The organism is Lactococcus nasutitermitis (assembly GCF_018403765.1).
GTDB classification, from domain to species: Bacteria; Bacillota; Bacilli; order Lactobacillales; family Streptococcaceae; genus Lactococcus; species Lactococcus nasutitermitis.
The window spans coordinates 13,351-29,192 of record NZ_BOVQ01000007.1 but is presented as its reverse complement, the minus strand read 5'-3'; the positions used below and the strand labels follow the sequence as shown (position 1 = coordinate 29,192).

The following is a 15,842-nucleotide window of genomic DNA, read 5'->3' as shown; positions in this document are numbered from 1 at the left end:
GCAAGTATCATATAACAAAAGATGCAGTTTTTAGCTCAATATTCGGAAAATTACGCGACTGCGTGTTTTCCTGCCACAAAACCTGTGACAAAAGCACAAGTGACATTGTAACCACCTGTGTAACCATTGATATCAAGCAATTCTCCCGTCATGAAAAGTCCTCTTATCAACTTACTTTCCATCGTTTTCGGATTGATTTCTTTCAGATTTACGCCGCCACCAGTGACAAAAGATTTTTCGATTGGAAATGTGCTGTCAATTCTGATTTCAAAGTTTTTTATTTTTTTGACAAAACTGTCAAAATCTTTTTCACTGAGTTGTTTTGCGGGTTGAGCAGGATTTATACCAGCCTGTTCCAACATGAAAATTAGAATTCTTTCTTGCAAAATTTCACTAAAAACATTTTTGACAGACTTCGCGTTATTTTTTGACAGTCCTGTCAAAAATTTTTTCAAGTCATTTTCCGATTTTTCAGGAAAAATATCTAATAAAACTCTGACAGATTTCTCACCTTTAGCTAATTCTTTATTAATAAAACTCGAACAACGCAAAGCCGCCGGCCCACTCAATCCGAAATGAGTAAATAACATATCCAACTGGTGCTGCGCAAGCTTTTTCCCTTTTGCATTCACAACGGAAAGTTTCACATCACGCAAAGAAATTCCCTGCAACGTTTTATCTAAAATAAATTTTTCATGAGAAATCAATGGTGACTCTGTAGGGTAAAGTTCGGTGATTGTATGCCCTGCTGATTTTGCAAATGTATATCCATCTCCAGTTGAGCCAGTTGACGGATAAGCCTTGCCACCAGTAGATAAAATAACAGATGAAGCTAAGATTTTTTCAGTTTTTGTCTGAACACCAATCACTTGTCCCTCATCTATCAACATCTCAATCACAGAAGTATTCGGCAAGTATTTCACGCCCAAACTAAGAATTTTATTAAAAAGTGTCTCAACAATCGTTTGGGACTTATCGGTCACAGGAAAAAGGCGTCCATGGTCTTCTTCTTTTAGCTGGACACCATTTTTCTTAAAAAATTGAATAATATCAAGATTCGAAAACTGGTCGAAAGCACTATAAAGAAAACGTCCATTTCCAGGAACATTTTGCAAAATCTCCTCTACAGGCTTGCTATTTGTGACGTTACAACGCCCGCCGCCAGTCATAAGCAATTTTTTGCCGACCTTTTTATTCTTATCAATGAGCGCCACCTTAGCACCTGATTGAGTTGCCGAAATCGCTGCCATCATTCCACTTGGACCTGCGCCCACCACAATAACATCAAAATTATCCATTCCCACATTATACTATTAAATCTCATTAACTTTCAACTCCTATTCACAACTATTATTAATAAATAAAATAAATATAAAAAGTCATAAAAATGAATTAAAATAGCAAAGCAATCTATGCTATAATAGCCAAGTTGTTTTCTTAAAACAGCACATAGAATGACAATAATAACGAATAGGTAAAACAAATGAAAATAAAAATACTCATCATCAGCCTTGGACTCTGCTTTTTATTTCTTATATTAGCATTTCCAACACAAGTTTTCGCCACTGCTGGCGGACACTTTGGCGGAAGTGTGCATACAAGTATCACACATACAAGGTCTTACAGTAGTCACTCCTCCTTTCATCGAGGTTATGGAATAGGATTTCCTTTCTTTCACAGGGGTTATGGAACATCATTTCCCTTGGACTTTTTCCTTTTCGCTGCTATCGGAATAATTGCAAAAATACGACAAAGTTCCAATAGGAAATCTAAATATACAAAAATAATTGAAATTGAAGATACTACACGCGTTGAGCAGATAGAAACAATCTTCAAAGATATTCAGCGTGCTTGGAGCGCACAAGAACTAGCTGGCGTTAGAAATCTCTATACTGATAAATTATTTGAACAGCATGAGAAAGCATTAACGAAACTCTCAGAAAATCAACAAACAAATTATACTTTAAATCCAATCATCGAAGGACTTAGTAGATATCGCGAAAAAGAAAATTCTTTCACAGTAGATATCTTTTTCAGAGCGATTGATTATACTAGTGATGATAATAGAAATACTATCATCAACGGCACTTCCACAGATTATCAAAATTTTCATCAACGCTGGACTTTCGTCAATGATGAAAATGTCCTACAAGTCAGTAAAATAAAAGCATTAAAATCATAAAATAAACAGTTCTCGATAACTGCTCGTAAAACTATTTCTCACTAACAAGTGTCAAAGTAGCTTTCCTAGCTTCTTATTAACATATCGTCGCTTTATGGAATGTGTTATAATAAAATCATGGTAGAGTTAACTGACGATATTTTAAAAAAAGTGATTAAAAAACGCTCACAAATTTCTCATAAAGGAGATTATGGACGCGTTTTGGTGATTGGTGGAAATGCACAATACGGAGGTGCGGCGATTTTGGCGGCTTCTAGTGCTGTACATTCAGGAAGTGGTCTGGTTACCGTTGCCTGTGATACAAGAAATCACACCGCTTTGCACGCCCAACTTCCTGAAGCCATGCTTCTTGATTTTACGCAAGATTTTTCAAAGCATATACAAGCCGCCAATGTGGTACTTATCGGCTGTGGACTGGGCTTAGAACATCAAAGTTTACAACTTCTCAAAAAAACTTTATCGCTCATTGATGACCAACAATGGCTCATAATTGACGGTTCGGCAATCACTTTATTTGCCGAGGAAAATTTAACATTAAAATATCCTGAGAAAACGGTCTTCACTCCTCATCAGATGGAGCTAGAAAGATTAACAAACATTAAGATTTCTCATCAAACACTAGAAAATATCCAAGAATTTTCTAATAAAATAGGAGCAATTCTCGTCGCAAAATCCCATGAAACAAAAATTTTTAGTCCCAATCATGAAAATTATATCTTAAAGATTGGTACGCCTGCACAAGCAACAGGAGGAATGGGAGATACACTTGCTGGTATGATTGCTGCATTTCTAGGACAATTTCACGAAGAAGCTCTTCTTTCGCTTGCAGCTGCAAGCTATCTCCACAGTTTTATCGCCCAATCACTTGCCCAAGAGCAATATGTTGTTTTACCAAGTGATATTATTAGAGAAATTCCCAAATTTATGAAAAAGTTCTCAGAAAAATAAATTTTCTCTCATTATTCTATAAAAAGGAGCCTCAAAATGACTACAACTATCGAAAATATTCTCGAAGCTATGAAAAAAGCTGAAAAAATCCGACCAAAAGTAGGCGGTTTCCCCTATCTTGCTGAATGTTTACGGCAAGCCAATGTCACACGCAATGTCTGGCATCTTCCTTCTGCTCAAAGCACTTTTTTCACAAAAAATACGGCTGTGACTTTCCAGAATGAACCTCTTGTCAAAGGACCAGTAGAAATTCCAGCTTACGATGAAGCTAAATTTTTGAAAGCTTTGCGCGCAGACCAAGCTGGCGAGACAAGTTTCCCTGAATTTCTCAAAGCAACTTGGGAAGCTGGCATCGTAAGCTACGAAGTCGATTTTCTTAAAAGAACCTGCACTTATTACGGGATAAATGATGAAAATTACACCGAAAACTATCCCAGTGTTAGCGTAAAATAATAAAAAAATCAGAGTAAAATCTCTGGTTTTTTCTGTGAACCAGTTTCTTTGAAAAGTGGTATAATTAAATTTATTGATTTTCTGATTAGTTAATGCTATTAAATACTTATGTGAGTAATAATTAACTGTCTTAATTAAAACTTAAAATACAAGGAGGAAAAATGATTAATCTCGGACGACGCTATTTGCAGTTCTGGCCTGTTTTTTTGGCGCTCTTATTCTTAGTTATTCAAGTTGTGACAAACCTTTGGTTGCCAACGATTACCGCAGATATCATCAACAAAGGAATAGCTCAGCACGACATGAGCTATATTTGGAATATGGGCGGGATTATGTTAATTGTCGCTATCGCAAGCTGGGTTTCTGCAATTATTAACGTGTATTACGCATCACGGCAAAGTCAGCGCTTAGGAATGAATTTGCGCCATGATTTATTCAAAAAAATCCTGTTCATGGATGATGCTGCATTTCATGATTTTGGCGATTCGACACTGATTACTCGGACGACAAACGATGTGACACAGCTCCAAAACGTTTTTCAGACGATTTTGCGGATGATGTTGATGGCGCCCATGATGCTGATTGGTTCAATTTTTATGGCATGGAAATTGAGTGCCAATCTGATGGTTGTTTTTCTCGTCAGTTTACCGATTTTGACTTTGGCAGTCGTGATTAACATGGGCATTGCGATTCCAAGATTTCGCTCAATGCAAAGTAAGATTGATAAAATAAATCTTGTCTTTCAGCAGGGCTTGACTGGTGTCCGTGTCATTCGCGCTTTCAATCGTGATGATTATGAAGTTAAGAAATTTGATGAAGCCAACCGTGATTTGACACATACCAGCCGTGTCGTTTTGACGACGGTTGCGATGTTGATGCCAATCATGACTGTGATTTTATCATTCACAAATATTGCGATTGTTTGGTTTGGTGCTGACCTCATTGGTAAAAACATGATGGGAATGGGAAACCTCGTCGCATTTTTGACTTATGCCACACAGATTTTGATGAGTTTCATGCAGCTTTCTGCGGTAGCGGTCATGGTGCCACGTGCGCAAGTTTCCGCCACGCGTGTTCGCGAAGTTTTGGAACGTCCTGACAAGGTTTTAGACCCTGAAAAAGTTTTGGATAAAAATGTTTCTGATATAAAATTAGATTTTGACGATGTTTCTTATAAATTTGACGAAGCCGAACGCAATGCGCTGTCACATTTGACCGCTGAAATCACTGCTGGTCAAACGCTGGCGGTGATTGGTGGGACAGGCTCTGGGAAATCAACGCTCATCAATCTGATTGCTCGTTTGATGGACGTGACTGACGGTTCTATTAAGTTAAATGGCACAGACATTCGCCAAATCAGTCAACACGAATTGCACGATAAAGTTGCTATCACTCAGCAAAAAGCGGTACTTTTCTCAGGAACTGTCCGCTCAAACTTATATTTTGGAAAGCCTGATGCAAGTGATGATGAGATGTGGAAAGCATTGGAAATCGCTCAAGCAAGTGACTTTGTCAAAGAACAGGGCGGACTTGATATGCCTGTTGAGCAAAATGGCGATAATTTCTCAGGTGGTCAACGTCAACGTTTAGCGATTGCGCGAACATTGATAAAACCAGCAGATATTTATCTCTTTGACGACAGTTTTTCTGCGCTAGATTTCGCAACAGATGCAAAGTTACGTCTCGCAATTTCGCAATCTGAAAAACACGCACAAGCGATTAAAGTCATTGTCGCACAACGTATCGCTACCGTCATGAATGCCAATCAAATCCTCGTCCTTGAAAATGGCGAAATGGCTGGTCTTGGCAGTCACAAAGAACTTGCAAAATCTTGTCCACAGTACCAAGAAATCATGCGTTCACAGCTTTCAGATAAGGATTTATCTGCAATGGGTATTGAAATCAAATCATTGAAAAGTGAAGAAAATAAAGGAGGTGATTCACTATGATGCGAGGTGGTGGAAATTATCTCAATCGCGGTGGCGGTGCAGCTTCACGTTGGGGGAAAAAAGCTCAGCGTGCGCAAAATTTCTGGCCGACAATCATCCGCCTTTTCAAATATATGCGACGTGACCGCTGGGGACTTCTCTTTAGCTTAGTTATCGCTGCGATTTCCGTTATTTTATCTGTTCAAGCTCCAAAAATCCTGGGCAATGCGACAACTGTTGTTTTCAATGGTGTCACAAATTCTCTGCAGGCTGGACACAGTATTCACATTGACATGGCAAAAGTTGGACATATTCTGAGTTATGTTGCTATCATTTACATTATCAGCTTCATCTTTGGGATTATTCAACAAAGTGTGATGACGCGGATTTCACAACGTACTGTTTTTACTTTGCGTAAAGAATTTAAAGCTAAAATGTCACAACTTCCTGTGAGTTACTATGACACACACAATAACGGCGATATCATGAGTCGAATGATTAACGATATGGACAATATATCAGGAACACTCAATCAAACGTTAATCCAGCTTGTGACTTCTGTGCTACAGTTTGTCGGGACGATTTATTTCATGCTGACGATTAGTTGGCAGCTGGCGCTCGTTGCCTTTATCACGGTACCACTTGCTTTTCTGACGGTGCGCATTGTTGCGCCATTGTCGCAACGTTTCTTCTCTGCTCAACAGCGCAATCTCGGACTTTTGAACAATCAAATCGAGGAAAATTACGCAGGACACACCGTTATCAAAACTTTCAATCATGAAGATGAGATGCTGACACGATTTACCAAGCAAAATGATGATTATTATCAAGCTGCTTGGAAAGCACAATTTGTCTCGACGCTGATTTATCCAACGATGCGTTTTATCAATAATCTGGATTATCTGGCAATGGCAGTCATTGGTGGCTTGAAAGTGGTTTCTGGAACCATCAATCTGGGTGATGTTCAGGCGATGTTGCAATATACGAACCAGTTTTCACAACCGATTACCAATATTTCTAATATGATTAACACGATACAGGCGACTGTTGCCTCTGCTGAGCGGATTTTTGAAGTTTTGGATAGTAAAGAAATGGAAAATCCTGTAGCTACACCAGCCATCAGCACTGACAGTCTTGTCAAATTTGATAACGTTGCTTTCAGCTATGTAGCTGAGCAACCGTTGATGCAAGATTACTCAATGGAAGTACATGAGGGCGAAATGGTCGCAATCGTTGGCCCAACTGGTGCAGGTAAGACGACCATGATTAACCTGCTAGAGCGATTTTACGATACCACAGCTGGGACGATATTCCTACGAGGTCAAGATACTAAAGCACTCAAACGTTCCGAACTTCGTGCGCAGATGGCAATGGTACTGCAAGAAACTTGGCTATTTTCCGGCACAATCCGCGATAACCTGCGTTATGGCAATCTTGATGCGACAGATGACGAACTCTTGCGCGCCGCAAAAATGGCTTACGCTGATGAGTTCATTCAGACTTTGCCACAAGGCTACGATACTCTGCTCAATGAGGAAGCAACCAACATTTCTCAAGGTCAACGTCAGTTATTGACGATTGCTCGCGCTTTTCTTGCCAATCCTGAAATTTTGATTCTTGATGAGGCAACGAGTTCAGTGGATACTCGGACAGAGCGGCTCATTCAAAGTGCTATGAACCGTTTGCTTAAAGGGCGCACAAGTTTTGTCGTGGCGCACCGTTTGAGTACGATTCGTGATGCCGACCAGATTCTCGTCATGAACCACGGTAATATCGTTGAAAAAGGTACACACGATAGTTTGCTGGCACAAGGCGGAATGTATGCTGACCTTTATAATTCACAATTTGCACAATAAAAAGTTTTTGACATACGTTGTGAGCTTGCTCACTTTACGGCTATGCTAGTTGGGTTATCCAATTCTGCCGAAGGGCTTTGGTGCTTTAGCACCTAGGCTTCTCGGACAAGGTGAACTGATAGCAACGCTGTCAGTTTGTACCCTGTCAAAAACTTTCTCAGATAAATTTAAAAAACTTCTCATTTTTTGAGAAGTTTTTTAATTTTTGACAATTCTATCAAAAGAATTTTCATTATTTTTTAATCTTGATAAATAAAACTTTGAGATAATCTCCTTCTGGAAATTCGCGTGCGACATGAAAATCTGCTGGCAAATTTTCTTCTTGAAAAATGTCAAATTTGACCTGTTTTTTGCGGAGCGCCTGTTCAATACTCTGCCGAAATTTTTCGCGTGAGACATTCGCAGCATTCGTTGAGGCAATCAGAATTCCATTTCCTGCAAGAATATCCACCGAAGCCTCGACCAGCTCGCCATAATTTTTCGCCACAGAAAATGTTTTCTTGCCATTGCGCGCAAAACTTGGCGGGTCGAGGACGATGATATCATAGCTCAGCTGCTTTTTCTTGGCATAATTGAAATAGCTAAAAACGTCCATCACATAGATTTTCTGGCTCTCAGGCGCAATCCCATTGACGAAAAATTGTTCCCGTGTCTTGTCCAGAGAACGTTTCGCCAAATCGACACTCGTTGTCTGACTCGCGCCACCAACCGCTGCTGCTACTGAAAATGCGCCAGTGTAGCTAAACATATTGAGCAATCTTTTCTCTGTTGCCAGTCCATTGACGAGTGTCGCACGGACATTTTTCTGGTCCAGAAAAATTCCTGTCATCAATCCATCGTCAAGATAAGTCGCATAATTCACCCCATTTTCCTTGACAATCAACGGTTCAGGCGCTTTTTCTCCCCAAATATGGTCGCCATTATTTTTGACAGAGTTGCCGAAGGGGCTTGGTGCTTTAGCACCTAGACTTCTCGGACAGGATGAACTGATAGCAACGCTGTCAGTTTGTACCCTGTCAAAACGAATTTTCTCATAAATTCCTAATATCTCAGGAAAAATTTCCAAAAAAGCTATCAAAATTTCTTGCGACTGCGCATATATAAATTCATTGTACCAAGAAAATACAGCAAAACCAGCGTAAAAATCTACCGTCAAGCCCCCCAGTCCATCGCCCTCACCATTAAACAAACGAAAGGCGTTTGCCTTATCATCTGCAAAAAAAGGCTGTCGCAAAGCTTTTGCCTGAGCAAATTTTTCCGCGTAAAATAGTGCATCAATCGCCCGATTTTCTCGTGACAAAAGCCAACCCACCCCCTTATTTTGCTTGGACAAATAGCCTGTTCCTAAAAACTTCTTCTTTTCATCAAAAAATTGCACAAAATCTTTTTTTGACAATTCTGTCAAAAACTTTTCCTCAGAAAAATCAATTTTTGTCAAAAAATCTGCCGCCGTCAAGAGTGGATAACCAGCCCGCAAACGTCGTGCTGCCTGTGCCTTTACAATCATTTTTTCCATAATTAAATTGTACCAAAAAAGACGACCAAAGTCGCCTCCACAAAATATCGAGTGAAAAATCAATCCGTCTCAATCCGCCGAATGCCTTTCTTTTCCACCTCATCCAGCGAATCAGCATAACCAGCATCCGCATAACGCAGCACACCAAGGCTTGTATCATTATCGAGTGACAATTTCAACCGGTCAGCTGCCGCATCCGAACCATCAGCAACAATCGTCAGTCCCGCCGACTGCATATAGCCTGCGTAACCACCACCACCAGCATGAATTGCCACCAAATCCGCTTTTGAACTGCTGGCAACCATCGCATTAATCAGCGGCCAATCCGAAATTGCATCGGAACCATCTTTCAGATTCTCCGTCATGATATTCGGGTGTGTCATCGCTCCAGCATCCAAATGGTCTCGTGTAAATGCCACCGGCCCACTCAAAATACCATCCGCGACAAATTGATTGACCGCCAATGCCAATTTTGTCCGCTCACCATGTCCCAACCAGCTAATCCGCGCAGGCAGACCTTGTACAGGCACATATTCACCTGCCAATTTAATCCAATTTGTCACAATCTTATTATCTGCAAAAAACTCCAGCAAATACTGGTCAATCAGCTCAATATCTCGTTTTTCGCCCGACAAAGCGACCCAGCGAAAAGGCCCAATCGCACGCTCAAACAGAGGACGCAAGAAAGCCTCCGTAAAAATCGGAATATCAAAAGCATTTTCCACACCATAAGCTTTCGCCTGCGTCCGAATATTATTCCCATTATCAAAAACTACCGAACCACGCGCTTGAAAATCAAGAATTGCCCGCACTTCCTTCGCCACACTCGCACCAGCCAACGCAATCGCACGCTCAGGATTTTCCTTGCGCAAGACCGCCAACTCTGCCAACGTCACATTTTCAGGCACATAACCATACAGCAAATCATGCGCCGCCGTCTGGTCACTCACAATATCAGGAATCACGCCCCGTTGCAAAAGTAGAGGATAAACCGTCGCCGCATTGGCAATCAGCCCTACAGATACCGCCGTTTTCGCCAACTGCGCTTCACGAATCCAGTGTAAAGCCTCATCCAAATCAGCCGTTTTTTTCTGCAAAAATCCCGTCTCAACCCGCTTGTCGGCTTTCGTTTCATCGACATCTACAACCAAAATCGCCGCACCAGCCATGACCCCCGCCAAAGGTTGCGACCCCGACATTCCGCCAAGTCCAGCTGTCAAGATAAATTTCCCAGCCAAATCTCCCTCAAAATGCTTCCGCGCAATCGCCTGAAAAATCTCATAAGTCCCTTGAATAACCCCTTGTGAGCCGATATATTGCCAATCCCCAGCGGTCAAGCCACCCCACATCGTCAGATTTTGGTCATAAAGTTTATAAAATTCCTCCGAATTTGCCCAATGTCCGACCAAATTACTCGTCGCCATAATCACCAAAGGCGCATCCTTGTGCGTTTTTAAAATCCCAATCGGTTTGCCAGACTGAATAACCAGCGTTTCATCTTCTTCAAGCACTTTCAAACTCTCAACAATCGCCCGATAACTGCCCCAATCACGCGCGGCCTTGCCAATCGAGCCATAAACCACCAAATTATCCTGGTCTTCCGCATTTTCCAGATTATTTTCCAACAAACGAAGCAAAGCTTCCTGCCGCCAACCTTTTGTCCGCAATGTATTTCCACGTTGTGCCTTAATTACCATCTCTTAACCGACTTTCTTTATGTTTTAACTGAATTTTAACACACAAACATCAGCAACTACTTTCAAATTCATAAAATTTGCTATAAATTTTATAAAAGTAAGCAAATCAAATAATGGCTTTAAAAAAATTCAAATGCTCAGTTCCTTTTTTCATGTTAAAATTTGCATTATCAATAACTAGAGGTAGAAAAAATGGTAAGAAAATTAACAAAAGATGATGTTTTAGCAGCAGTCAAAGGAGGAAGTGTTTTCGCTTCTGGTGGCGGAGCTTTCTATGAACATGGTTTAGCAATGGGCTACGCAGCACTTGCTTTAGGTGATGTCAACTTAATTTCCATAGATGAATTATCAGATGATGCTGTTCTCCTCACTCAAACCGCGATTGGCGCACCTGCTGGCACAACCGACTGGCAAATGCAAGGCAAAGACTACATAAAAGCTGTCCAACTCGTCCAAGAACGCCTAGACAAAAAAATTGTCGGACTTTGGACACCACAAAATGGCAAATCCAGCTCAACCAATGGCTGGATTAGCGCAGCGGCACTCGAACTCTATATCGTTGACGTGACTGGCGATATACGTGCCCATCCAACAGGAGAAATGGGCGATATCGGTGTCAATTCAAATCCTGATTACACCACAATCCAAGCTGCCGCAGGAGGCAAACACGAAACAGGAAAATACACCGAAGTTGTCGTCGAAGGAAAGTCAAAAACGACCTCAAAAATTCTCCGTGCCGCATCTGACCAAGCTGGTGGCTTCATTGCCACCGCGCGTCACCCCCTTTCTGCAAAATATGTCCGTGAAAATGCTGTTATCGGTGGACTTTCAACAGCCATTCATCTGGGACACACTATTCTCAAAGTTGAGAAAAAAGGGGCAGATGCTGTGATTTCAAGCATTGTCAAAGAAACAAAAGGCGAAATTATCGCTCGTGGCAAGGTCATTTCCAAAAAAATGCGCTATACTAACCAAGCCTTTGACATTGGAACTATCGTTATTGAAGATGAAAAGGGCAAAAAATTCACCCTTTACGCACAAAATGAATTTATGGCAATTGAAGATGAAACTGGAAAACGTCTCTCGACCTATCCTGACGTCCAAACGCTTTTCCGCACCGAAGATGCTTTCCCCTTATCAACCAATGAAGTCAAAAAAGGTCAAGAAGTCGTCTTATTTAAGATTGATAAGTCACATTTCCAACTCTCAACCGGTGTCAAAGACGCCGAAGTCTATCCAGATGTTGAAAAATCATTAGGTATCAAACTTTATGACTATTCATTTCCTAAAAAATGAAAACTGAGGTAAGCCATGCAAACATTCACTCTAACTGGCTTTGACCTGAAACCACGCGAGGTTTTACGCATCGTTCGTGAAAATCTGAAACTTGAAATTGATAGCACAGCACTCCAGCGTGCAAAAAAAGCACGACAGATTGTCCTAAAAAAAGCGCAAGGTACAGAAAAAATATACGGTTTAAATACTGGTGTCGGACAAAATAAAGACCAGCTGATTTCGATAGATGCGATTGAAAAATTCAATCGTAATCTGATTTATTCTCATCTCGTTGCGATTGGTGCACCTGTCTCTGAAATCCAAGCACGTGCCACTTTACTTATTAAACTCAATTCATTTTTACGTGGAAATTCTGGTGTGTCATTGGAAATTATCCTGTTGATGTTGGAAATGCTCAATCGTCAGATTACACCTGTGATGAAGGCAACTTCTTCGATTGGTGAGTCTGATTTGGGGACACTTGCTTTTCTTGGTTTAGTCCTCATCGGTGAAGGAGAAGTTTATTACCAAGGAAAAATCCAAGCAACCAAACAAGTCTTTGAGCAAGAAAAACTTATAGCGACTGTGCTGGGGCCAAAAGATGGACTTTCTATTGTCTCCTCAAATGCTTATTCACAAGCCTTATCTATCTTTGTAATTGATGAAACAGAACGTCTTTTGGCAAATATGGAGCTTATTTATTCTTTAACTCTGGAAGCTATTGATGGCAACGTCACCCCTTTTCTCTGCTATCGTAAAAGCGCACCGGAAAATAGTGGTTATCTGCAAGTTGCTGAGAAGATTTTGGCAAATCTTACCGGTTCGTATCTGATAGATAACCATTACCGTAAAAGTATGCAAGACCCGCTATCTTTTAGAAATTTTCCCAGTGTTGCAGCAAGTCTATATGATGCACTTGATTATCTATCACAGATTGTTAGCACACATCTGACAATTTCTGATGAAAATCCTTATGTTGACTTGGAACGTGAAGAAATCCTATCCACTTGCTATTATGATACAACATCAAGTGCTTTAGCTTTGGAAATGGTCAATACATCACTTTCGCAGCTCGCGCGTATGAGTGTTTTCCGCATTATCAAGCTCGGCGACTCTAATTTCACAGATTTACCTCGTTTTTTAGCTGCAAATGAGCAAATGCTGGGATTTCAAACCTTGCAAAAAACCGCTGCACGCTTGGAAGTTCAAATCAATGACCTAACAAATACAACAGCAAATAATTTTTATCCGATTTCTTCAGGTATTGAAGATTATGCGACCAATCTACTGCTTGTTTTATCGAAAACTTCGCAGATTTTGTCTTATTTTAACTATATCTTGGCGATTGAAGGTTTATCCGCCGCACAAGCGATTGATTTGCGCAAGGTCAAACCTTTGGGAATTGGTTCTCAACAACTCTACAGCACGCTTCGTAAACTTGTTCCCTTTTTAGATAGTGATTACAATCTCTCCGAGTTGGTAGAAAAGATTGCTTCCGAACTTATTGCCAATTCATTGGGAATTGCTGCTTCTTTTGATGCTGCACAGTTGTGATTTTGAATAAAAGCACATAAATATCATACCACTTGTGATGTCCCAATTATTTTCATTCCCTATATATACAAAAAAGGCGTATAAAGTCGCCTTTTTCACTTAGCTTATCTGTTCAGTATATTTCTCCGCGTACCAAGCAATTCCCTGATTTTTCCAACCTCCCTTTACTAGACTATCGCGCTCATAGCTACTTGTTGTATAGTTATGTTGACCACTATTTGGATTGTACTGCACATAAACTGGAAGCTCTTTTGTTGTGTCCGAATACCAACCAATTCCCTCATTATGCCAACCAGCTTTTACCAGCTGATTAAGTTCATAAGTGCTTGTTGTGTAATAATGCAGTCCAGCATTTGGATTATACAAGCGATAAACTGGCAAAGCTGATATTCTAGGTGATAGCCAAGCATTCCCTTCATTTCGCCAACCAAGTGCTACAAGATGATTGGCTTCATAACTACTCGCCGTATAGAAATGCTCACCAGAGTTTGGATTGTACAGCCGATACATGAGAGAAAGATGACAGTGCAGGATAAACGACAATCTCTGAACCAGCAACTACCTTGACCTGTATCTGATTGTTCACTGGTAGAGCAGCCATATCCGTCCAACTCCGTACTTCACCACAATCCGCCTGCATCTGAGCCAACAAACTTTTTGAAAGCATCGCTGTAAATGTCAATGTCACCGTACCAGCTTTCAGCGCTGTAAAATCTCCCTTACTATCTACTTTTAAAACTGTAGAGTCACTCGACTGATAACCAATCATTCCAGCAAAGTCATAAGTATAGTTCGCAGGTCCGAAGTTCATATATTTTATAGGTTGTACATAGACATCAAGATTTCCCGAAGCCCCTACGGCAAGCGATGTTGGTGTCGCATTAACATTAAAAGTCGGCGCAAATTCCCCGATAGGTCCTACCCAAGAAAAATTGCTTGCATTCACTTTCTGACGCTGAGTATTCCCAACCGTGACACTTGTCGCACTCGCTGTCGGTGTACTTTGTGTGTAAAGCATACCGCCCAATAAACTGATCCCCATGGCGATGGATAATAAAGTTCTTCTTTTCATAATAATATCTCCAAAAAATATTCTATTTACTACATTTCTATTATAGCACTTCAATATAAAAAAATGACCCATCAAGGTCATTTTCAATTTAATCTTATTATTTATCAGTCAAAGCTGCTAAGCCTGGAAGAACTTTACCTTCGAGGAGTTCCATAGATGCGCCACCACCAGTTGAAATCCATGAGAATTTGTCTGCGTAGCCAAGGTTAATCGCTGCTGCAGCTGAGTCGCCACCACCGATGATTGATTTCACATCAGGTTGTTTAACGATAGCTTCCATCAAGCCGATTGTTCCTGCTTGGAAGTCTGGATTTTCAAAGACACCAACTGGGCCATTCCAAACGACTGTTTTTGCACCTTCAAGTTGAGTTGAGTAGTCAGCGATTGTTTTTGTTGCTACGTCAAGTCCCATGAAGCCTGCAGGAATGTTTTCATCTGCTGTTTCTTTGACTTCTGTATAGTCAGCAAATGCGTTTGCTACTTTATGGTCAAGTGGAAGAACGAGCTTTCCATTTGCTTTTTCAAGCAAACCTTTTGCAAGGTCAAGTTTATCATCTTCAACAAGTGATGTACCGATTTCGTAGCCTTGCGCTTTGAGGAAGGTATAAGCCATGCCGCCACCGATGATAACTTTATCTGCTTTTGCAAGCAAGTTTTCGATAACACCGATTTTATCAGATACTTTTGAGCCACCAAGAATGGCTACAAATGGACGAACTGGGCTTTCAACGGCTTCTTGGATATAGGCGATTTCATTTTCAAGAAGGAAACCAGCGACAGCTTTTTCGACGTTTGCAGAGATACCAACGTTTGAAGCGTGTGCGCGGTGAGCTGTACCAAATGCGTCATTGACAAAGATGCCTTCGCCAAGTGATGCCCAATATTTACCAAGTTCTGGGTCATTTTTAGACTCTTTTTTGCCGTCGATGTCTTCAAAACGTGTGTTTTCAACGAGCAAGATTTCGCCGTCTTTGAGTGTGTTAATCGCTGTTTCAAGCTTTTCGCCACGAGTAACTCCTGGGAAAACAACTTCTTGTCCAAGTTTTTCAGAAAGAGCTTTTGCAACTGGAGCGAGTGATTTGCCAGCTTTGTCTTCTTCTGTTTTAACACGTCCGAGGTGAGAAAAGAGAACGGCACGTCCACCATTTTCAAGGATGTACTTGATAGTTGGAAGTGCTGCATTGATACGGTTATCATTTGTGATAACACCGTCTTTTACAGGAACGTTGAAGTCCACACGAACGAGGACTTTTTTACCTTTAAGTTCAACGTCTTTAACAGTCAATTTTGCCATAATATGAAAATCTCCTATTTATTTAAGATATTGAGTAAATGACTTTTACTCAATTCATTTTTGATAA

13 protein-coding genes are annotated in these 15,842 nt (G+C 40.7%); 7 read left to right on the top strand and 6 right to left on the bottom strand.

Going from position 1 to position 15,842, the window contains the following annotated elements:
* Positions 1-50: 50 nt before the first annotated feature.
* Positions 51-1,298 carry a BaiN/RdsA family NAD(P)/FAD-dependent oxidoreductase gene (locus tag KJS36_RS08375; protein WP_213536473.1) on the bottom strand — a complete coding sequence of 416 codons (1,248 nt, stop codon included), beginning with the start codon at positions 1,296-1,298 and terminating at the stop codon, positions 51-53.
* Between the two features lie 185 nt (positions 1,299-1,483).
* Between KJS36_RS08375 and KJS36_RS08370 the strand changes: the two genes are divergently transcribed.
* The 5 genes from KJS36_RS08370 to KJS36_RS08350 all read left to right on the top strand — a co-directional run bounded on the left by KJS36_RS08370 (position 1,484) and on the right by KJS36_RS08350 (position 7,367).
* On the top strand, positions 1,484-2,182 hold the full coding sequence (locus KJS36_RS08370; RefSeq protein WP_213536472.1) for a TIM44-like domain-containing protein: 699 nt from the start codon (positions 1,484-1,486) through the stop codon (positions 2,180-2,182).
* A 117-nt stretch (positions 2,183-2,299) separates the two neighbouring features.
* Entirely contained in the window at positions 2,300-3,130 is an 831-nt protein-coding gene (locus tag KJS36_RS08365; RefSeq protein WP_213536471.1) for an NAD(P)H-hydrate dehydratase, read from the top strand.
* Positions 3,131-3,166: 36 nt separating this feature from the next.
* Positions 3,167-3,583 carry a DUF1398 domain-containing protein gene (locus tag KJS36_RS08360; RefSeq protein ID WP_213536470.1) on the top strand — a complete coding sequence of 139 codons (417 nt, stop codon included), beginning with the start codon at positions 3,167-3,169 and terminating at the stop codon, positions 3,581-3,583.
* 161 nt (positions 3,584-3,744) lie between these two features.
* Positions 3,745-5,532: an ABC transporter ATP-binding protein gene (locus KJS36_RS08355; protein WP_213536469.1), complete on the top strand. Its 1,788-nt coding sequence runs from the start codon at positions 3,745-3,747 to the stop codon at positions 5,530-5,532.
* On the top strand, positions 5,529-7,367 hold the full coding sequence (locus KJS36_RS08350) for an ABC transporter ATP-binding protein (protein ID WP_213536468.1): 1,839 nt from the start codon (positions 5,529-5,531) through the stop codon (positions 7,365-7,367). The genes KJS36_RS08355 and KJS36_RS08350 overlap by 4 nt, the downstream gene beginning before the upstream one ends.
* A gap of 232 nt (positions 7,368-7,599) precedes the next feature.
* On the opposite strand, the gene KJS36_RS08345 is transcribed toward KJS36_RS08350, so the two are convergent.
* Both KJS36_RS08345 and ertB read right to left on the bottom strand, forming a co-directional pair.
* Complete coding sequence (locus KJS36_RS08345) at positions 7,600-8,883, bottom strand: class I SAM-dependent rRNA methyltransferase (RefSeq protein WP_213536467.1); 1,284 nt, start codon at positions 8,881-8,883, stop codon at positions 7,600-7,602.
* Between the two features lie 59 nt (positions 8,884-8,942).
* Positions 8,943-10,580, bottom strand: a complete 1,638-nt coding sequence (ertB, locus tag KJS36_RS08340; protein ID WP_213536466.1) for a thiourocanate hydratase — start codon at positions 10,578-10,580, stop codon at positions 8,943-8,945.
* Between the two features lie 192 nt (positions 10,581-10,772).
* Here ertB and ertC point away from each other — a divergent pair, with 192 nt between their 5' ends.
* Both ertC and KJS36_RS08330 read left to right on the top strand, forming a co-directional pair.
* On the top strand, positions 10,773-11,876 hold the full coding sequence (gene ertC / locus KJS36_RS08335) for a thiohydantoin desulfurase (RefSeq protein WP_213536465.1): 1,104 nt from the start codon (positions 10,773-10,775) through the stop codon (positions 11,874-11,876).
* 15 nt (positions 11,877-11,891) lie between these two features.
* The gene (locus tag KJS36_RS08330) at positions 11,892-13,409 is read left to right on the top strand and encodes an HAL/PAL/TAL family ammonia-lyase (protein ID WP_213536464.1); all 1,518 of its coding nucleotides are present in this window, start codon (positions 11,892-11,894) and stop codon (positions 13,407-13,409) included.
* Positions 13,410-13,508: 99 nt separating this feature from the next.
* Here the strand turns inward: KJS36_RS08330 and KJS36_RS08325 are convergent, their stop codons facing one another.
* The 3 genes from KJS36_RS08325 to KJS36_RS08315 form a co-directional block, all read right to left on the bottom strand.
* Entirely contained in the window at positions 13,509-13,919 is a 411-nt protein-coding gene (locus KJS36_RS08325; protein ID WP_213536463.1) for a hypothetical protein, read from the bottom strand.
* Positions 13,888-14,481, bottom strand: a complete 594-nt coding sequence (locus tag KJS36_RS08320) for an Ig-like domain-containing protein (RefSeq protein ID WP_213536462.1) — start codon at positions 14,479-14,481, stop codon at positions 13,888-13,890. Before KJS36_RS08320 ends, KJS36_RS08325 begins: the two co-directional genes overlap by 32 nt.
* 97 nt (positions 14,482-14,578) lie before the next feature.
* Complete coding sequence (locus KJS36_RS08315) at positions 14,579-15,775, bottom strand: phosphoglycerate kinase (RefSeq protein ID WP_213536461.1); 1,197 nt, start codon at positions 15,773-15,775, stop codon at positions 14,579-14,581.
* Between the last annotated feature and the right edge of the window lie 67 nt (positions 15,776-15,842).

Coding starts and splice junctions, on each gene's coding strand:
- KJS36_RS08360 (WP_213536470.1), top strand. CDS start 3,167: ATGACTACAACTATCGAAAATATTCTCGAAGCTATGAAAAAAGCTGAA.
- KJS36_RS08375 (WP_213536473.1), bottom strand. CDS start 1,298: ATGGATAATTTTGATGTTATTGTGGTGGGCGCAGGTCCAAGTGGAATG.
- KJS36_RS08370 (WP_213536472.1), top strand. CDS start 1,484: ATGAAAATAAAAATACTCATCATCAGCCTTGGACTCTGCTTTTTATTT.
- KJS36_RS08365 (WP_213536471.1), top strand. CDS start 2,300: ATGGTAGAGTTAACTGACGATATTTTAAAAAAAGTGATTAAAAAACGC.
- KJS36_RS08350 (WP_213536468.1), top strand. CDS start 5,529: ATGATGCGAGGTGGTGGAAATTATCTCAATCGCGGTGGCGGTGCAGCT.
- KJS36_RS08330 (WP_213536464.1), top strand. CDS start 11,892: ATGCAAACATTCACTCTAACTGGCTTTGACCTGAAACCACGCGAGGTT.
- KJS36_RS08325 (WP_213536463.1), bottom strand. CDS start 13,919: ATGTATCGGCTGTACAATCCAAACTCTGGTGAGCATTTCTATACGGCG.
- KJS36_RS08355 (WP_213536469.1), top strand. CDS start 3,745: ATGATTAATCTCGGACGACGCTATTTGCAGTTCTGGCCTGTTTTTTTG.
- ertB (WP_213536466.1), bottom strand. CDS start 10,580: ATGGTAATTAAGGCACAACGTGGAAATACATTGCGGACAAAAGGTTGG.
- KJS36_RS08315 (WP_213536461.1), bottom strand. CDS start 15,775: ATGGCAAAATTGACTGTTAAAGACGTTGAACTTAAAGGTAAAAAAGTC.
- ertC (WP_213536465.1), top strand. CDS start 10,773: ATGGTAAGAAAATTAACAAAAGATGATGTTTTAGCAGCAGTCAAAGGA.
- KJS36_RS08320 (WP_213536462.1), bottom strand. CDS start 14,481: ATGAAAAGAAGAACTTTATTATCCATCGCCATGGGGATCAGTTTATTG.
- KJS36_RS08345 (WP_213536467.1), bottom strand. CDS start 8,883: ATGGAAAAAATGATTGTAAAGGCACAGGCAGCACGACGTTTGCGGGCT.